Here is a 16646-nt window from a genome sequence, read left to right as displayed (position 1 = left end):
TGAAAAAATAGACTCCCTTATATACTTTATACCCCAACTTTTTCATGTCCACACGCATTTGAGCATATGATTTAGAAAGTTGCGGGGATTGAGGTGGCGGGAATTGAACATCGTAAAAGGTTTGGCAATCGTAATTGGCATATGCCTGCTGTTTGGAATGCTGCACCACATGATGGCGTGCATGCGTCCGAGAATTTATCCGCCGAAAAAAGTTTTGAAACAGCGGGCCGCTTTGCTCGGCTTTACAGGTCTAGTGATGATCATTATAGCTCTGTTGCTGTAAGTATGTAAAACAAAAGAACCCCGAAAGGGTTCTTCTATTGGGCCGTCTGTAAAAGGTTCGTCCGTTTGAGAATCGTTTTGACGATCGGGTATAAAATAAACATGACGATCGTATTCATGACGATGGTAGGGATGACAACCGTGCCAAAAAGTGCAGCGAATGGTCCCGGCAAACCGACGATCAAGTATGCGGATGTAAGAAATAAAGTTCCCGATACAAGCGTGCCAACTGCTGTTAAAATGGATACACTGACAACGTTCGTAAATTTTTTGGCGATCAGCAAGTATAAGGCGAAAAAGATAAATGCAGTAATCGGTTTGTCGATTATGTTTGGAATCTGGCCTCCCGGAAAGCTCGATGTCATTCCGGCAAGCACTCCGGTTGCGATTCCAAGCACGAGCACATTTTTTACGCCGGGGAATAACACAACTCCCAAAAACATCATGGCCAGCATTGTATCAGGCTTCATTCCCAAATAAATTCCAGGCATGATGAAATGCAATGCCGCCCCGATGGCGATAAATAGGGATAACACGACCAACGTTCTAGTATTCATACTAACTCTCCTCTGCTAAACTAAACTGGCTTTCTGCTTTCCTGACATGCTCTGATGCTGCCAGCGAAAGATTAGAAATATTGTATCATACTAAACTTTTGGAATGAAGCCTTTTTTAAAGTGAAAAGAGGGACTGCATCGGCTTATTGAAGCTTGGTGCGTACGGTTGCAGCAATTTCTTGCAGGTCCGCTGGCGAATATTCCTTCTGATGGCTGATAAACGTTTTGGAAAAACCATCCTTATGATCATACCGGGGAATAAGATGCAAATGATAATGGAAAACTTCCTGTCCGGCAAATGCCCCGTTATTATTCAAAAGGTTCATCCCTTCCGCATGAAACGCTTCCTTAATCGCATTTGCTATTTCCGGGACGGGAGAGAATAGGTTTTTTGCTGTCGCGGAATCCATTTGAAAAATATCTTCGATATGTATTTTCGGTATGACAAGCGTGTGGCCTTTCGTTACCTGGCTGATGTCAAGAAAAGCCAATACATGCTCATCTTCATAAATTTGTGCAGAGGGGAGGTCTCCGTTAATAATTTTACAAAAAATGCAAGCACCCATGGTTAGTTCCACCTTTCCTTGTTGTTACCCACATTTTAGCATAGGAAAGGACGGTGTACAAAAGCACGAGGCGTCTGTTTGTCATGTCCAAACCCGATGAAAAACGAAAAGTGCAGGGAAAGCTTCCCTGCACTTCATTGAAGGAAAGGGCGCACAAATTGAATTGTCGCTAAAGAAAAATGCGATGATCCGATAACATGTCCAACACTATCATCCCCTTAACGGTTTGATTCGTGCTTTAAATGCTGATCGACTTGCGCGTTTGAAGCAGAATATTGCCCAACGGCTTCACCCCATATTCTTTTCCAGCCCTTTCAATCATTAAGGTAACCATATTGACTGCCTTCATGACCGGAAAAAAGCGGAAAATATATGATCCGTACGAAGACCCTGGCGGCATTCATTATGTGGGAATACCATCCAAATGGCTGATATGTTACAATGAAAGCAATTTAAAGAGAGGACGTTTGCGATGGCTTTATTGGAAGTCAAAGATCTAACCGGAGGCTATACAAAAAATCCTGTACTTAAAAATGTCAGTTTTTCAGTCGAAGAAGGACAGATGATTGGACTGATCGGCCTAAATGGCGCCGGTAAAAGTACGACGATTAAGCATATCACCGGCTTGATGGAAGAAAGATCCGGAACAGTTACGATAAACGGCATTACCTTAAAAGAAAACACGGAAACATATCGAAGGCAGTTTTCTTTCATACCTGAAACGCCTGTTTTATATGAAGAATTGACGCTAGAGGAACATCTTCGTTTAACGGCAATGGCATACGGGTTGAAAGAGGAAACATATAAGGAAAGAATCGAATCCTTATTAAAAGAGTTCCGCCTCGATAAAAAATTAAGTTGGTTCCCGGCACATTTTTCCAAAGGGATGAAGCAAAAGGTCATGATCATGTGTGCCTTTTTGGTGGAACCAATGCTTTATATCATTGACGAACCTTTTTTGGGGTTGGACCCGCTCGGGATCCAATCTTTGCTGGAGTTGATGAACAAGAGAAAAGAAGAGGGAGCCGGAATATTGATGTCTACTCATATCCTGGCGACTGCAGAGCGATTTTGTGACGGTTTTATCATCATGCATAACGGAGAGGTGCGGGCAAACGGCTCACTGGCTGAATTGCAGGAAGAGTTCGGAATGAGAGATGCTCGGCTTGATGATATATATATTCATCTGACAAAGGAAGAGACGAATGAAACAGATTGAATCGCTATGGCCGGAACGGCTCCATTCGTTTATGAAGGAGATCAGGCGTTATTTCAAATATATGCTGAATGACCATGTGAGGTTTGTTCTTATTTTTGGCGGAGGCGCCGCCATCTATTATTATTCCCAATGGATCAGAACGATAGGGCCGGACTTTCCCGGTGCGGCAATTGCAGCGGTGATGCTGGCGGGATTTCTTGCGGCCAGTCCCATTATTACGCTGTTAAAGCAACCGGATGCCGTCTTTCTTTCCCCTTTGGAAAAACGCCTGTCCGGATATTTCCAAAAAGGCGGCCGGCTTAGTTTTATCCTGCAGTCGTATTTGCTTTTGCTTGTCTTGGCCGCCCTCATGCCGCTGCTGAATCGAACGGTTGGAGCCGACTTCAGGTCTTTCTTTATTATATTGGCCTGCCTGCTGTTGTTAAAAATTTGGAACATACGGATGCATTGGAATGCCTTGAAGTCGGGAAAAACGGCATCTCTTATCACTGACTTTTCAGTTCGCAGTTTGCTTAACGGCTTTTTTTTGTTTTTTCTGATCACACAATCCTCTGTCATGATCATGTTGGCGGTTGCTTTGTTTATCGTTGCCTACACTTTGTACTCAGAAAGCAAGAGCAAGGAGCAGCCGCTTAAATGGGAAAGACTGATTGAAAAAGAGTCTGGAAGAATGCAGCTGTTTTATCGCACGGCCAATATGTTCACAGACGTTCCCCATTTAAAAAGCCGTGTGGGCAGAAGAAAATGGCTTGATCCGATTTTTCGCTTTATCCCATATGGTCAACAGCAAGTATATGTACACTTGTTTTCAAGAACACTTCTGCGGACGAAAGAGTTTTCGGGCTTGATCTTGCGCTTATCAGTCATACCGGCGATTCTTTTATGGTTTGTGGCCAATCCGTATATTGCGGTTGCCATATCAGTGGCCTTTTTATATTTGACTGGATTCCAGCTGCTTCCGGTTTACCGCCGGAATGATGTAAAAGTATGGGTCCATCTTTATCCAATATCACCTCATCATAAAAAGAAAGCTTTTTTAAAATTACTGTTGTTTGTGTTGGCGGGACAGGCTATTTTGTTTGTGATCATTCAACTATTGAATGGCAACTTTTTAAATGCTGTCTATATAGGGGGAGCGAGCGCGGCGTTTACAGCCTGGTTTGTGAAGGTGTATGCGGCGAAAAAAGTGGGGGCGCAACGATTCGAGTAAAAAAGGAGCTACATAAGCAAATACGAAATAGCAAAAGCCGAACAATTCATTTATCATTGTTCGGTTTTTTTGTGTTAAAAAATCCCTATCATCGCAACGTCAACATATTTCGCTTTAAAGCAGGTCTCTTCAGCTTCCTCGGAAAGCAAAGGTCGCTTTCCTGCGGGTCTTCAGCTCGAGCTATTCCCGCAGGAGTCTACATATGTTGACTACGCTAAAAGCTTGCGTATAATACACTGGGACCATTTATCCCGCATGTAAGGTGCCGTAAGAGACTCCCCCTTCAAAATCTTGAGTGAATACAAAAGGTCTAAATGGGAGAAAACGGCACCTAAATGCCCGATTGGTTCAACTCACATTCAGTAGGAGAGGGAAGAAAACGCCTACTGAATGAAGGTTCACTTTATCCCGCATGTAAGGTGCCGTAAGAGACTCCCCCTTCAAAATCTTGAGTGAATACAAAAGGTCTAAGTGTGAGAAAACGGTACCTAAATGCCCGATTGGTTCAACTAACATTCAGTAGGAGGAAGGAAGAAAACGCCTACTGAATGAAGTTTCACTTTATTGTTCGTTTTTTCATCAGCTGATTTAGTTGCCTCCCAGACTCTTTTCTTGTTTACACTGTGGCTTTCTGTTTGCACTTTGTTTCCGAGTGCTGATAGTCGATCGCAGAGAGTGCCAGAATCTTGGCTGCCACCAGCATCGATTTTTCATTGATATCAAACTTTGGATGATGATGTGAATAAGTGATGGGCGCATCTGGTTTTGCTCCCGTAAAAAAGTATGTCCCTTTTACGTGTTGCAGGTAATGGGCAAAATCTTCCCCACTCATTTCAAGGTTGGATTCTTCCACAACAGATACTTCAGGCACTTCGTGGGCGACTTTCATTAAAAATTCAGTTTCGTCTTGGTGGTTGACAACTGCCGGATACCCACGGGCATATTCAAATTCATATTCGCATCCGGCTGCTGTACATGTTCCGCGGACAATTCTTTCCATTTCCTTTTCGACCTGATCTCGTATCTGTTCACTGAAAGTTCTAACGGTTCCGCTTATTTTGGCCGTATCGGCAATAACATTAAACGCATTCTCTGCCACAAAAGAGCCTACTGAAACAACGGCAGGTTCCGTAGGATTTACTTGTCTGCTGACAATTTGCTGCAAGTTCATGACAAGTTGGGAGCCAATCACGATGGCATCTTTCGTTTTATGCGGCATGGCTCCATGACCGCCGCGGCCTTTGATGGTAATTTCATAACGGTCGGCAGCCGCCATAAAGGGACCTGTTTTGTAACGGACAGTCCCATATGCAGTTTCGGCCCATAGATGGGTACCGAAAATGGCATCTACACCCTCAAGACACCCATCATTAATCATGGCGATGGCTCCGCCGGGAGCCAATTCTTCGGCATGTTGATGAATGAGTACATATTCTCCCGAAAGCTCTTCCTTCAATTCATGTAGAACTTTACCGACAATTAACAATGTCGCAGTATGGCCATCGTGTCCGCAAGCGTGCATGACGCCCGGGTTTTTGGATTGGAATGGCAAATTCGTTTCTTCTTGTATTGGCAGCGCGTCAAAATCAGCCCTCAAAGCAATCGTTTTCCCAGGTTTGTTTCCTTTGATACGGGCAACCACTCCATTTTCGCCAACGCCGGTACGGACTTTTATTCCGAGTTTTCTGTAAAAATCGGCAATATATTGTGGAGTCTTTTCTTCTTTGAAAGACAATTCTGGATATTGATGCAAGTAACGGCGAATTTCAACCATTTCATCATAATATTGCTCCAGTTTTGTAAAGAGTGCTTGTTTCAAATAAAACACCACCCATCCATTTTTCACATTAAATTATATCATTAATGGAAAAATAAAGGAATGCCGGCAGTTGGCTTCTCTACTTGCCGAAAAAATGTGTGGCGGCAAGGGTTTTTTGCGAAGTCTGCTCTCGTTTTTCATTGGTTCGCGTTTATGGACGCCGCCAGATGTAAATATTATGATGATAAGGATGTTTATTGCTTGCCTAAAAATGAGAAAACGCCATCACGATTATCGTGAGGGCGCGAGATTCCACCCCTATTCTCCAACGTTATTATTTTTAGCGGGCTTTTTTCCCCACCTTAACTGCCAGTAGGTGCCCATTTAATACCACTTTTTTTATTTGGGGCTGTTTTTTTGAAATGGGTTTGAGAACGAAGTGGGTACGCTGGCTGTAAACATATCGCTTTTTCAGGAATGTGTTAGGTGATTTGGTTGGCGGCACATACGTGATCGAATTCCCAGCTGTGTTTGGCTCAGCGCTTGATCGGTCAAATGAGATCAGCTGCTTACTCTTGATCCTCTTCTTCACCAACGGCAAATGTGGAAATATAAGATGGTCCAGCAAATATGCCGGTATTTTTGACTATTTTTAAATCTATCTGCTGTTTCAAGTCGTCTTTCCAATCATTATATGCTTTTTTATCGTTCCACATCGTCATGGTAATGTACGTATCGCTTGACAGGGGCCGCAACACTCTCATGACGATTAATCCTGGAAACTGCTCGACATTTTTGACACTTTCTATGAAGTCGTATTCAAAAACAGGGCGTCCTTCATCCCGTACAGGAATATGGTGACAGGCTACAAACCCTTTTTCTGCCCATGTTCCGCTTGAGTGGATGACCTCATATTTTCTGGGAGACTTGAAAATGGTTGCGCCATCTGTTTCATGCCATAATTGGACTGTTACGGGACTTACCATCAAAATCATCGTTTCATTCGGATATTGGTCGGCTATTTTTTTCATAAAATAATAAGTACCAGTTGTAATATATGTGTACAATAAAAGCACCTCTTTGGCCATTTTTATTTCATATTTGTAGTTTACCCTTTTTTGAAATTGAAAACGCCATTTTCCGTGAACGGAAAGTTGCTAATGAGAACAAAAAAAGCACAAATTTATGACAACCATGCGCCCCGGCTATACTTTGGGCTCTAAAAAGACTATAGTAAAGGCGAACATAAATTATGTGCGTTCCAACCATTACAATTATACTAGATCCATGCGTCTAAAATGATGAAGGGCGGTTTCTTATATGAAAAACATAACAAACGATTCTTTTTTAAAGGCAGCAAAGGGAGAACAGACTAATCATGTTCCTGTCTGGTATATGCGCCAGGCGGGAAGGTCACAGCCACAATATAGGGAGCTAAAAGAAAAATATTCCTTGTTTGAAATTACACATCAACCGGAATTATGTGCGTATGTCACCAGGCTTCCCGTAGAAATGTATGATGTGGATGCGGCCATTTTATATAAAGATATTATGACACCCCTTCCGGCACTCGGAATTGATGTGGAAATTGTGAGCGGGGTAGGCCCGGTAATCGACAATCCCATCAGATCGAAAGAGGATGTGGAAAAACTCGGGGAGCTTTCTCCTGAAGAAGACATCAGCTATATATTGGAAACGATCAAGCTGTTAACAGACGAGCAGTTATCGGTTCCTTTGATCGGCTTTGGCGGGGCTCCGTTTACTTTGGCGTCATACATGATTGAAGGCGGACCTTCAAAAAATTACCATAAAACAAAGGCGCTTATGTACTCGGAACCTGAAACTTGGGCGCTTTTAATGGATAAGCTGGCCGATATGACCATTGTGTATTTAAAAGCACAGATCAATGCCGGTGCAAGTGCCGTGCAGCTTTTCGATTCCTGGGTAGGGGCGTTGAGCCGTCAAGACTATCGGACGTATATCAAACCTCATATGGAAAAGATTTTTTACGGCCTTAAAAGTGAAAAAGCACCAATCATTATGCATGGCGTGGGAGCAAGCCACCTCGCATTGGAATGGAATGATCTGCCGCTTGATGTCATCGGGCTTGATTGGCGGCTTCCGATTCGTGAGGCGAGAAACCTTGGAATCACAAAGGCCGTGCAAGGAAACCTGGATCCGGCCCTGCTCATTTCCTCGTGGGAAATGATTGAAGAAAGGGCAAAAGACATTATTGACCAAGGTATAGAAAAGCCGGGATTCATCTTTAATCTGGGACACGGTGTGTTCCCTGATGTAAAACCGGAAACACTCAAAAAACTGACAGCTTTTATTCACGAATACAGCGCAATGAAAATGAAACAGTCCCAATAAAAAAGGAGCGAAAAACGTGGCAGGAAAAAAAATGGGTTTGCTAGTAATGGCATATGGCACTCCATACACCGAAGACGATATTGAAAGATATTACACACATATTCGGCATGGCAGGCCGCCATCTCCAGAAGCATTGGAAGATTTGCGGAGAAGGTACGAGGCCATCGGAGGTATTTCACCTCTTGCCAAAATAACCGAGGATCAGGCCTTTGGTTTGGAGAAGCGGTTAAACGAAGTTCAGCAAGATATTGAGTTTAAGGCTTACATTGGACTTAAGCATATTGAACCGTTCATTGAAGATGCTGTTGAAAAAATGAAGGAAGACGGTATTGAGGAAGCTGTTTCAATCGTATTGGCACCACATTTTTCAACATTCAGCGTCAAGTCATACAACAGCCGCGCGAAAGAAAAAGCCGATAAGCTTGGCGGTCCGGCCATTACGTCAGTGGAAAGCTGGTACAACGAACCTAAGTTTATCGATTATTGGGTCGAGAAAGTTAAAGAGACACTGGAAAACATGCCTGAGGATGAGCAACATTCGGCGTGTCTCATTGTATCGGCTCATAGCCTCCCGGAGAAAATATTGCAATTGAATGACCCTTATCCGAAGCAATTGGAAGAAACAGCCGATTTGATTGCCGAGGGAGCAGGGGTGAAAGAGTATGCCGTGGGCTGGCAAAGTGAAGGAAATACACCTGAGCCATGGCTTGGCCCCGATGTGCAGGACTTAACCAGGGATTTGCATAAACGTAAAGGATATAAGGCATATATATATATTCCTGTTGGTTTTGTTTCGACGCATTTGGAAGTCCTTTACGATAATGATTATGAATGTAAGGTTGTCACCGATGAGATTGGTGCGTCATACTACCGTCCCGCCATGCCGGATGCCCAGCCGGACTTTATTGATGCCATGGCCACGGTTGTGTTAAAGAAACTGGAACAAGTTGATTAATTTGCAAAAGAAGGCGGTATAGCTTTGGATAGTCATAAAACAGTTGTTGTAATCGGCGGAGGCATCACCGGTTTGACAGCAGCGTATTATTTACAGCGGGCTATTGATGAACAAGAGCTCCCGATAGATATTAAACTCGTTGAAGCAAGCCACAAGCTTGGAGGAAAAATTCAAACAGTCCATAAGGACGGTTTTATCATCGAACGCGGTCCGGACTCATTTCTGGAACGCAAGAAAAGTGCCGCTGAACTCGCAAAAGATGTGGGATTGGAAGAAGAGCTTGTCAACAATACAGTGGGAAAGTCATTCGTGCTTGTAAACGATAAGCTTCATTCCATGCCGAAAGGGGCAGTAATGGGGATACCCACACAAATTACCCCTTTTATCACTACTAATTTATTTTCGGTTCAAGGAAAAATGAGAGCGGCTGCTGATTTTATCATCCCGCGTTCCAAAGTTTCGGGAGACCAGTCTTTGGGAAGATTTTTCAGAAGGCGGCTTGGTGATGAAGTCGTTGAAAATCTGATTGAACCCCTTTTATCGGGCATTTATGCCGGGGATATCGACCAGTTAAGCCTTCAATCCACCTTTCCCCAATTTTACGAGGTGGAGAAGAAATATCGCAGCTTAATATTGGGGATGAAGAACACAACGCCATCTGCGCCGAAAAAAACATTGAACCCGAAAACCCAGGGGATTTTTCAAACACTGAAAGGCGGGCTTCAGTCGATTGTATGTGCCATTGAAGAAAAGCTTCCCGCATCAAGTATCCTAAAAGGGACCCGGGTCATGAAAGTTTTAAGGAAAGTAGACGAAGAAGGTTATACCGTTTATTTAAATAACGGAAAAAATATAGAAGCGGATAGTGTCGTTTGTACAGTACCGCATATGTTATTGGCCGATCTATTTCCACAATACGACTTTTTCGGCAGCTTTAAGCATGTTCCTTCCACGTCGGTTGCGACAGTGGCGATGGCCTTTGATGCAAATGACGTGGCGGACCACATGGACGGAACCGGCTTTGTCGTTTCCAGAAACAGTGATTACACGATCACAGCCTGCACATGGACTCATAAGAAATGGCCGCATACGACACCTGCCGGAAAAGTGCTTTTACGGTCATATGTTGGCCGTGCCGGAGAAGAAACCGTTGTTGATCTGCCGGATGAAGAAATTGAGCAGATTGTATTGGATGATTTAAAAAGGATCATGGATTTACAAGCCAAACCCGAATTTACGATCGTTACCCGCTGGAAACAGGCGATGCCTCAATACACAATAGGGCACAAAGAGCGTGTCGGAAAGATGAACAAAATCGTCAGCGAGGATTTGCCGGGGGTATATATAGCAGGAAGTTCGTTTGAAGGACTCGGGATTCCGGATTGTATTGACCAGGGGAAAGCGGTAGTGAACAAAGTGTTAACCTATATCAACTCGTAATAAAAGCGGCCGGAAATGGGCCGCTTTTGTTGTGCTACATATATGTCCTCAAAAAAGCAGGAAGGAGGACCTCCTTTCCTGCTACAAGGCTCTTTTAATGTCTTTCATAATTTGATCGAATGGAACATCCTTATCGCCGGGATATTCACCGATAATTTCTCCATTTTTATTCATCAGGTAAAAGCTGACGCCATGTATCACTTGGTTGTCGTCACGAGGCTTCTTCACAACAGATTTAAAATTTTTCGGAACCCAATCTTCAATTTCTTTTTGCGTATACCCTGTTAAAAAATGCCACCTGGAAAAGTCCGCGTTAAAAGATTCTCCGTATTTTTTTAATGCTTCGGGCGTATCGACTTCAGGGTCCACACTGAAAGAAACAAAATGGACGTCATCCAGTTTTTCTTCCTTCACCCTTTTTTGCAGTTCACTCATATTCATACTCATGGGCGGACAAACGGTCGTACAATTTGTAAACACAAAGTCGGCCACCCACACTTTTCCTTCCAAATCTTTCAGGCCGAAAGGCTTCCCATCCTGATCGGTAAAGTTAAAGTCCGCGATCGGCGTCCCTTTTTTTTCGGATGAACAGGCAGCTAATGCGAGCAACACAGCCAGGAACATGATATATAGCGATTTTCTCAAGAAAGATACCTCCATTTACGCACTTCTTATCCTTATTATAACCTACGATTCTTTTAAAGAGGATTATGTCACGCAAGAGTTCAGAAATTATTCAATTTAGACATTCAATTACAGGTCATTGAGCAATTTTGTGTATAATGGTAGAATCTCTTCAAGTACATAGCATCGAGACAATAGAAAGGTGTGAACAGCCATTTATCCTCTTATTAAAAAATATTTATTCCGGCTTGACCCTGAGGATGTCCATCATAAGACGGTGGCGCTGCTAAAGCTGGCTGAAAATATGGGTGGGGGCGGACTGCTAAAAAAAATATATGGTGCGGCTGACAACCGGCTGTCATCCACCGTAATGGGGATCAGCTTTCCCAATCCTGTCGGGCTTGCTGCCGGTTTTGATAAAAATGCGGAAGTATACGGCGGGCTGGCCGCACTCGGTTTCGGATTCGTGGAAGTAGGGACGATTACGCCCAAAGCTCAATCCGGGAATGACAAACCTCGTTTATTTCGCCTTGCTGATGACAAAGCAGTCATTAACCGAATGGGCTTTAATAACGAAGGAGCAGAGCGGATCAAAGAGAACTTGCGGGATTTTGAGAAAGCTCATATACCGATTGGAATCAACATCGGAAAAAACAAAATTACCCCGAACGAAGACGCGGCAAGTGATTATGAAAAATGTTTGGAAGTCCTCTATCCGTACGGACATTATTTTGTCATCAATGTCAGCTCCCCCAATACGCCGAACTTGCGGGACTTGCAGGAAACAGAGAGTCTCCGACATTTAATCGCGTCCATTCAAAACAAGAAAAGAGATTTGGAACACAATGGTGCCCAAAAGAAACCGATTATGTTAAAAGTCGCCCCTGATATGGCAGATGAACAGATGTCTGATGTCATCCGCTTGGCCAAAGAGGAGGGACTTTCCGGCATTATCGCCACGAACACGACATTGTCGCGGGAAGGCCTGCGAAATCGGGACACAGCTTCCGAGGCCGGCGGTTTAAGCGGCTTGCCGCTGAAAGAACGTTCAACCGCCTGGATAAGAGAAATCTATCGAGAGGTGGGGGACGAACTGCCGATTATTGGAGTCGGCGGTATTTTTACCGGGGAGGACGCTTACGAAAAAATCCGTGCGGGAGCGAGCCTTATTCAAGTATATACCGGAATGATCTATGAGGGGCCAAGCATTGCCAAAAACATCAACGCAAGGCTAATTGAACTGATGGACCGGGACGGCATCCACCATATTTCCGAAGTGGTTGGGGCCGATGTAAAATAACGAAACATGAAAGCCGTCTTTTTTGATGGCTTTCTATTTATATCTGGTTGTTGCGATCGACCAAATCACAAAATAGGTTGACAGTCAATATTCCCTCCATTATAATTTTTGAAAATTAATATTTTTCTAAAGTTATTATTAAGGGAGTTTATGGGGGGATGTAAATGAACGCATTCAAAAAATGCGCTTTTGTTTTTATGAGCGCTATCTTCATTTTAGGGGCGTGCAACAATGACACTGCTTCTCCAGATACCAATAAAGATGAAGAAAAAGGGAAAACATATACGATTGGCATTACACAAGTCCAAGAGCATCCTGCTTTGAACCTTGCCACTGAAGGGTTTCAAAAAGCCCTGGAAGAAGCGGGACTGGATGTCGAATATGACATTCAAAATGCCCAAGGCGACAACACAGCCAATGACACGATTGCCACCAACTTTGTCAGTGCAAATGTAGATCTGATTTTTGCCAATTCAACGCCGAGCGCACAGGCTGCATTAAGCAAAACGAACGAGATTCCGATTGTGTTTACTTCTGTCGTTGATCCAGTCGGCGCCGAATTAGTAGAATCAATGGAAAAGCCGGGCGGGAATGTAACAGGGACGAGCCATCACCATCCTGATTCGATTCCGGAGACGTTAACATTTTTTAAAGAACAATTAAACGCGAAGAAAATCGGAACTGTTTATAATTCAGGAGAACAAAATGCGCGGGCCCAAATTGATAAGCTGATCAAACAAATGGATGATTACGGGTTGGAATTAGTGGAGGCGACGGTTTCAACCACCGCCGATGTCAAACAGGCAACCGAGTCGATCATCGATCAAGTGGATGCTTTTTATGTGATCACGGATAATACGGTCGTTTCCGCTTTTGAATCGGTTGCTGACGTAACATCGGATAAAAAAGTGCCGTTACTGGCAGCCGATGTGGCCTCGGTTCCACGCGGTGCTTTTGCCGCATATGGTGTTGACTTTTTTGAGGTTGGCCATGAAGCAGGAAAAATGGCCGTCAAAATATTAACAGAGGAGGCAAATCCGGGGGACATACCGGCTCAGCCGCCCAAAACCTTATTATTTATGGTCAATAAAAAAGTGGCTGAAACAATCGGAATGGAAATCAAGCCGGAGTGGAACGCCGAGATTCACGAGGAATAGAAGGACGAAAAAAAATCTCCGATCTCATGTCTGCATGAAAGGAGATTTTTTGCTGTTATCAAATCTTATAAGTTCTTTATCTATCATTATTTAAAATCAAGGCATTTTTCACATTTTGTTCCATAACACTCGTGCTGTTCTGATACAGTTTCTCCACATTCCGTACATCTTTTTGGAGGCAGGTTTTTAAAGAATTCTACGACGTTATCAAGCATTACTTGTTTCCCTCTCCTTCCATTTTGTTATACAACTGATCATCTTTAATAATATTGTATTATAACAGCGCTTTTCCTGTCAATAAAAATTTTTTGTCATGATAAATTTTTCGAAATCAAGTATAGTTAAGGTAAATAAAAAAAGTGGTGAATCAATTGGAACTGTCTGTATTGGGCTGCTGGGGCGGCTATCCGAAAGGGGGGGAAGCAAGCTCCGGCTATTTGTTGAAGTATGATAACTATTACTTGCTGCTTGATTGCGGTAGTGCCGTCCTGTCAAAGTTGCAAATGATGATTCCGCCAGAGAAACTGGATGCCATCGTACTTTCACACTATCATCCCGATCATATAGCGGATATCGGCGTTACCCAACATGCACTTTACGTTGCAAAATTCATTCATCAATACGACGGATGCCTTCCCGTCTATGGGCACGGCCAAAATGAGGCCGAATTTGACAAGCTATCCTATAAAGATGTCATGAAAGGCATTCCCTATGAATCGGATCAACTATTGCATATTGGGCCCTTCTCCATTGTCTTCTTTAAAACGAAGCACCCTGTTCCTTGCTATGGCATGAGGATTGAAGCTGGCGGAAAGACGCTTGTGTACACGGGGGACACCGCATTTTTTGAAGAGTTGGCCGAATTTTCCAAGGATGCCGACGTATTATTGGCGGAGTCCAATTTTTATAAAGGGATGGATGGAACAGCCGCGGGGCATATGACGAGTGAAGAGGCAGGACGTGTGGCAAACATGGCAAAAGTGGGGAAGCTGATTTTGACGCATCTTCCGCACTATGGAAACTTGAATCAACTTAAAACAGAAGCAGGGGAACAATACAGGGGGGACATTCTCATCGCCCAAGAAGGACTCACTGTTTCGTTATAAAATTGGAAAGGAAGGAAAGGAAAAAATGCTTTTTATTGATAACAACGGGATTACGGATCCGCGCATTAATTTGGCAATCGAGGAATATGCGCTCAAGCATTTGGATGCGGACAATACATATTTATTATTTTATATCAATGAACCTTCCATCATTATTGGAAAAAACCAAAATACCATCGAGGAAATCAATACGGAGTATGTAGAAAAAAACGGTATTCATGTCGTCCGCAGGCTATCCGGGGGAGGAGCCGTTTACCACGATCTCGGCAATTTGAACTTCAGCTTTATTACAAAAGATGATGGCGACAGCTTCATGAACTTTCAAAAGTTCGTACAGCCTGTCATTCAGGCCCTGGATAAAATCGGGGTGAAAGCGGAGATGAAAGGAAGAAATGATATTCTCGTTGAGGGGAGAAAAGTCTCGGGAAATGCCCAATTCGCAACCAGGGGCAGGATGTTCAGCCATGGAACGCTTATGTTTGACTCGGAAATTGAAAACGTCGTATCGGCTTTAAAAGTAAGAAAAGATAAAATAGAATCCAAAGGCATTAAGTCGATTCGAAGCCGGGTGGCCAACATCTCTGAGTTCTTAACGGAAGAAATGACGATTGAAGCGTTTAGGCAATTACTGCTTCGGCATATTTTTGAAGGGGTAGACGAGATTCCGGAATATAAGCTAACCGAGGATGACTGGCAAAAGATCCATGAAATCTCTGAAAAACGCTACAAGAGTTGGGATTGGAACTTTGGAAAGTCCCCTCAGTGTAATATCCAGCATTCCCGCAGATTCCCGGTTGGCCTGGTTGAATTCCGCCTCGATGTAACGAAAGGAGTCATCTCGCAATGTAAAATATTTGGCGACTTTTTCGGTGTTGGAGATGTAGCCGAAATAGAAAGCCGTTTGATCGGAACACGCTATGAACGAGCCGATATCGAAAGAGCGCTGGCGGGGATCGATGTCTCCCATTATTTCGGAAATGTGACGAAAGAGGAAATCGTCAATTTAATTTATTAGCTTTTGATGATAGATGCTTTAAATTTGTTCCTAAAAATAAAAAATGCTAAAAGATCTTCCAAAGGAGAGGAATAAAATGGGAAATATTGTTTGTCATGTGGAGAACTTTATCGCAACCATTACGATTAACCGGCCGGATTCTTTGAACGCATTTAATTATGAAACGCTGTGCCAGCTTGAAGAAACAATTGAATCATTGAGAATGGACAAGGACGCCAGAGTCATTGTGTTTCGGGGAGCAGGTGACAAAGCATTCAGCGTTGGAGCAGATTTGAAAGAAAGAAAAACACTCTCAGAAGAGCAAGTGCGCCGCAATGTCTATAAAATAGGAAAAGTGTTTCAGGCGGTTGAACAACTTCCACAGCCGACCATTGCCGCCATGAATGGACATGCATTTGGCGGAGGGATGGAGCTGGCGCTTGCTTGCGATTTCCGGATCGCTGCCAAAGAGGCGTTGATGGGTCTGACGGAAACAAGCCTTGCCATCATACCGGGGGCCGGCGGGACACAGCGGCTGCCGCGTCTGATTGGTGAAGCAAAGGCGCTCGAATTAATTTTGACGGCGAAAAGATTTTCGGGTGAAGATGCTGTTACATATGGAGTGGTAACGAAAGCGGTGGAAAAGGAAAGGGTTATGGAAGCCGCAAGAGAATTGGCAAATGCGATTTTGGCTAATGGCCCGATTGCCGTCCAGCAGGCGAAATATGCCGTTAAAACGGGGATGAATGCCGATCTTGCCACCGGGCTTGAAATCGAGAGAAAAGCCTATGAATTGACGATCCCGACAGAAGACAGACTGGAAGCCCTTCAGGCATTCAGTGAAAAAAGAAAGCCTGTATACCAAGGAAAATAACAAGCTGAACTGGATGAACGAGTAACTCGTTTCAACTTTCCCGCCTGAATCGGCAGCAAGACACTCGATTCAAAAAAATAAAACGAAGATGTGGCGGGGTGAGCAACTGCCAGTAAACGCCCGATTGGTTCAACTAACAATCAGCGGACAAAAAATTCCTCTGATTGAAGTTTCACTTTATCCCGCATTAACTGGCAGTAAGCCCCCACTCCAAGAGTTCAAGGTAAAAT

At 43.7% G+C, this 16646-nt stretch carries 17 protein-coding genes; 11 read left to right on the top strand and 6 right to left on the bottom strand.

The features are described 5' to 3' along the window. Positions 1-103 precede the first annotated feature (103 nt). Positions 104-283, top strand: a complete 180-nt coding sequence (locus JOC94_RS09730) for a hypothetical protein (protein ID WP_077112293.1) — start codon at positions 104-106, stop codon at positions 281-283. Between the two features lie 34 nt (positions 284-317). On the opposite strand, the gene JOC94_RS09725 is transcribed toward JOC94_RS09730, so the two are convergent. Together JOC94_RS09725 and JOC94_RS09720 are read right to left on the bottom strand one after the other, a co-directional pair. Next, positions 318-839, bottom strand: coding sequence for a tryptophan transporter (locus JOC94_RS09725; protein WP_077112297.1), 522 nt, complete (start codon positions 837-839; stop codon positions 318-320). A 143-nt stretch (positions 840-982) separates the two neighbouring features. Next, on the bottom strand, positions 983-1405 hold the full coding sequence (locus JOC94_RS09720; RefSeq protein ID WP_077112298.1) for an HIT family protein: 423 nt from the start codon (positions 1403-1405) through the stop codon (positions 983-985). Positions 1406-1877: 472 nt separating this feature from the next. Between JOC94_RS09720 and JOC94_RS09715 the strand changes: the two genes are divergently transcribed. Continuing rightward, positions 1878-2624 (top strand): ABC transporter ATP-binding protein, encoded by a 747-nt coding sequence (locus JOC94_RS09715; protein ID WP_077112300.1) that lies wholly within the window; start codon positions 1878-1880, stop codon positions 2622-2624. Then, positions 2611-3834: an ABC transporter permease gene (locus tag JOC94_RS09710; protein WP_077112302.1), complete on the top strand. Its 1224-nt coding sequence runs from the start codon at positions 2611-2613 to the stop codon at positions 3832-3834. The genes JOC94_RS09715 and JOC94_RS09710 overlap by 14 nt, the downstream gene beginning before the upstream one ends. Before the next feature lie 616 nt (positions 3835-4450). Here the strand turns inward: JOC94_RS09710 and JOC94_RS09705 are convergent. Next, a complete protein-coding gene (locus tag JOC94_RS09705; RefSeq protein WP_077112304.1) occupies positions 4451-5653 on the bottom strand; it encodes a M20 family metallopeptidase in 1203 nt (400 codons plus the stop codon). Positions 5654-6162: 509 nt separating this feature from the next. Further along, positions 6163-6660, bottom strand: coding sequence for an antibiotic biosynthesis monooxygenase family protein (locus JOC94_RS09700; RefSeq protein WP_083717581.1), 498 nt, complete (start codon positions 6658-6660; stop codon positions 6163-6165). Between the two features lie 253 nt (positions 6661-6913). Here JOC94_RS09700 and hemE point away from each other — a divergent pair, with 253 nt between their 5' ends. From hemE to hemY, 3 genes are read left to right on the top strand one after another with little or no spacing between them, the layout of a single operon-like run. Next, positions 6914-7966 (top strand): uroporphyrinogen decarboxylase, encoded by a 1053-nt coding sequence (gene hemE, locus JOC94_RS09695; protein ID WP_077112308.1) that lies wholly within the window; start codon positions 6914-6916, stop codon positions 7964-7966. A gap of 16 nt (positions 7967-7982) precedes the next feature. After that, positions 7983-8921 (top strand): ferrochelatase, encoded by a 939-nt coding sequence (gene hemH / locus JOC94_RS09690; RefSeq protein WP_077112310.1) that lies wholly within the window; start codon positions 7983-7985, stop codon positions 8919-8921. 24 nt (positions 8922-8945) lie between these two features. Next, the gene (gene hemY, locus JOC94_RS09685) at positions 8946-10361 is read left to right on the top strand and encodes a protoporphyrinogen oxidase (RefSeq protein WP_077112311.1); all 1416 of its coding nucleotides are present in this window, start codon (positions 8946-8948) and stop codon (positions 10359-10361) included. 81 nt (positions 10362-10442) lie between these two features. On the opposite strand, the gene JOC94_RS09680 is transcribed toward hemY, so the two are convergent. Continuing rightward, positions 10443-10985: an SCO family protein gene (locus JOC94_RS09680; RefSeq protein ID WP_236017052.1), complete on the bottom strand. Its 543-nt coding sequence runs from the start codon at positions 10983-10985 to the stop codon at positions 10443-10445. Between the two features lie 214 nt (positions 10986-11199). Between JOC94_RS09680 and JOC94_RS09675 the strand changes: the two genes are divergently transcribed. Further along, the gene (locus JOC94_RS09675) at positions 11200-12285 is read left to right on the top strand and encodes a quinone-dependent dihydroorotate dehydrogenase (protein WP_077112315.1); all 1086 of its coding nucleotides are present in this window, start codon (positions 11200-11202) and stop codon (positions 12283-12285) included. Positions 12286-12449: 164 nt separating this feature from the next. After that, on the top strand, positions 12450-13442 hold the full coding sequence (locus JOC94_RS09670) for an ABC transporter substrate-binding protein (RefSeq protein ID WP_077112317.1): 993 nt from the start codon (positions 12450-12452) through the stop codon (positions 13440-13442). A gap of 86 nt (positions 13443-13528) precedes the next feature. Here the strand turns inward: JOC94_RS09670 and yhfH are convergent, their stop codons facing one another. Next, positions 13529-13657, bottom strand: a complete 129-nt coding sequence (gene yhfH, locus JOC94_RS09665) for a protein YhfH (RefSeq protein ID WP_077112319.1) — start codon at positions 13655-13657, stop codon at positions 13529-13531. A 156-nt stretch (positions 13658-13813) separates the two neighbouring features. Between yhfH and JOC94_RS09660 the strand changes: the two genes are divergently transcribed. From JOC94_RS09660 to JOC94_RS09650, 3 genes are all read left to right on the top strand, one after another. Then, the gene (locus JOC94_RS09660) at positions 13814-14548 is read left to right on the top strand and encodes an MBL fold metallo-hydrolase (protein ID WP_077112321.1); all 735 of its coding nucleotides are present in this window, start codon (positions 13814-13816) and stop codon (positions 14546-14548) included. Positions 14549-14573: 25 nt separating this feature from the next. Then, positions 14574-15563: a lipoate--protein ligase gene (locus JOC94_RS09655; RefSeq protein WP_077112323.1), complete on the top strand. Its 990-nt coding sequence runs from the start codon at positions 14574-14576 to the stop codon at positions 15561-15563. A gap of 76 nt (positions 15564-15639) precedes the next feature. Next, entirely contained in the window at positions 15640-16416 is a 777-nt protein-coding gene (locus JOC94_RS09650; RefSeq protein WP_077112325.1) for an enoyl-CoA hydratase-related protein, read from the top strand. The last annotated feature ends 230 nt before the right edge of the window (positions 16417-16646 follow it).

This window comes from Siminovitchia thermophila (genome assembly GCF_016909185.1).
Classification (GTDB): domain Bacteria; phylum Bacillota; class Bacilli; order Bacillales; family Bacillaceae_C; genus Siminovitchia; species Siminovitchia thermophila.
The sequence above is the reverse complement of the archived record's forward strand: the minus strand, read 5'-3'. Positions and strand labels throughout refer to the sequence as shown.

Coding starts and splice junctions, on each gene's coding strand:
- JOC94_RS09725 (WP_077112297.1), bottom strand. CDS start 839: ATGAATACTAGAACGTTGGTCGTGTTATCCCTATTTATCGCCATCGGG.
- JOC94_RS09720 (WP_077112298.1), bottom strand. CDS start 1,405: ATGGGTGCTTGCATTTTTTGTAAAATTATTAACGGAGACCTCCCCTCT.
- JOC94_RS09715 (WP_077112300.1), top strand. CDS start 1,878: ATGGCTTTATTGGAAGTCAAAGATCTAACCGGAGGCTATACAAAAAAT.
- JOC94_RS09710 (WP_077112302.1), top strand. CDS start 2,611: ATGAAACAGATTGAATCGCTATGGCCGGAACGGCTCCATTCGTTTATG.
- hemE (WP_077112308.1), top strand. CDS start 6,914: ATGAAAAACATAACAAACGATTCTTTTTTAAAGGCAGCAAAGGGAGAA.
- JOC94_RS09680 (WP_236017052.1), bottom strand. CDS start 10,985: ATGTTCCTGGCTGTGTTGCTCGCATTAGCTGCCTGTTCATCCGAAAAA.
- JOC94_RS09670 (WP_077112317.1), top strand. CDS start 12,450: ATGAACGCATTCAAAAAATGCGCTTTTGTTTTTATGAGCGCTATCTTC.
- yhfH (WP_077112319.1), bottom strand. CDS start 13,657: ATGCTTGATAACGTCGTAGAATTCTTTAAAAACCTGCCTCCAAAAAGA.
- JOC94_RS09655 (WP_077112323.1), top strand. CDS start 14,574: ATGCTTTTTATTGATAACAACGGGATTACGGATCCGCGCATTAATTTG.
- JOC94_RS09650 (WP_077112325.1), top strand. CDS start 15,640: ATGGGAAATATTGTTTGTCATGTGGAGAACTTTATCGCAACCATTACG.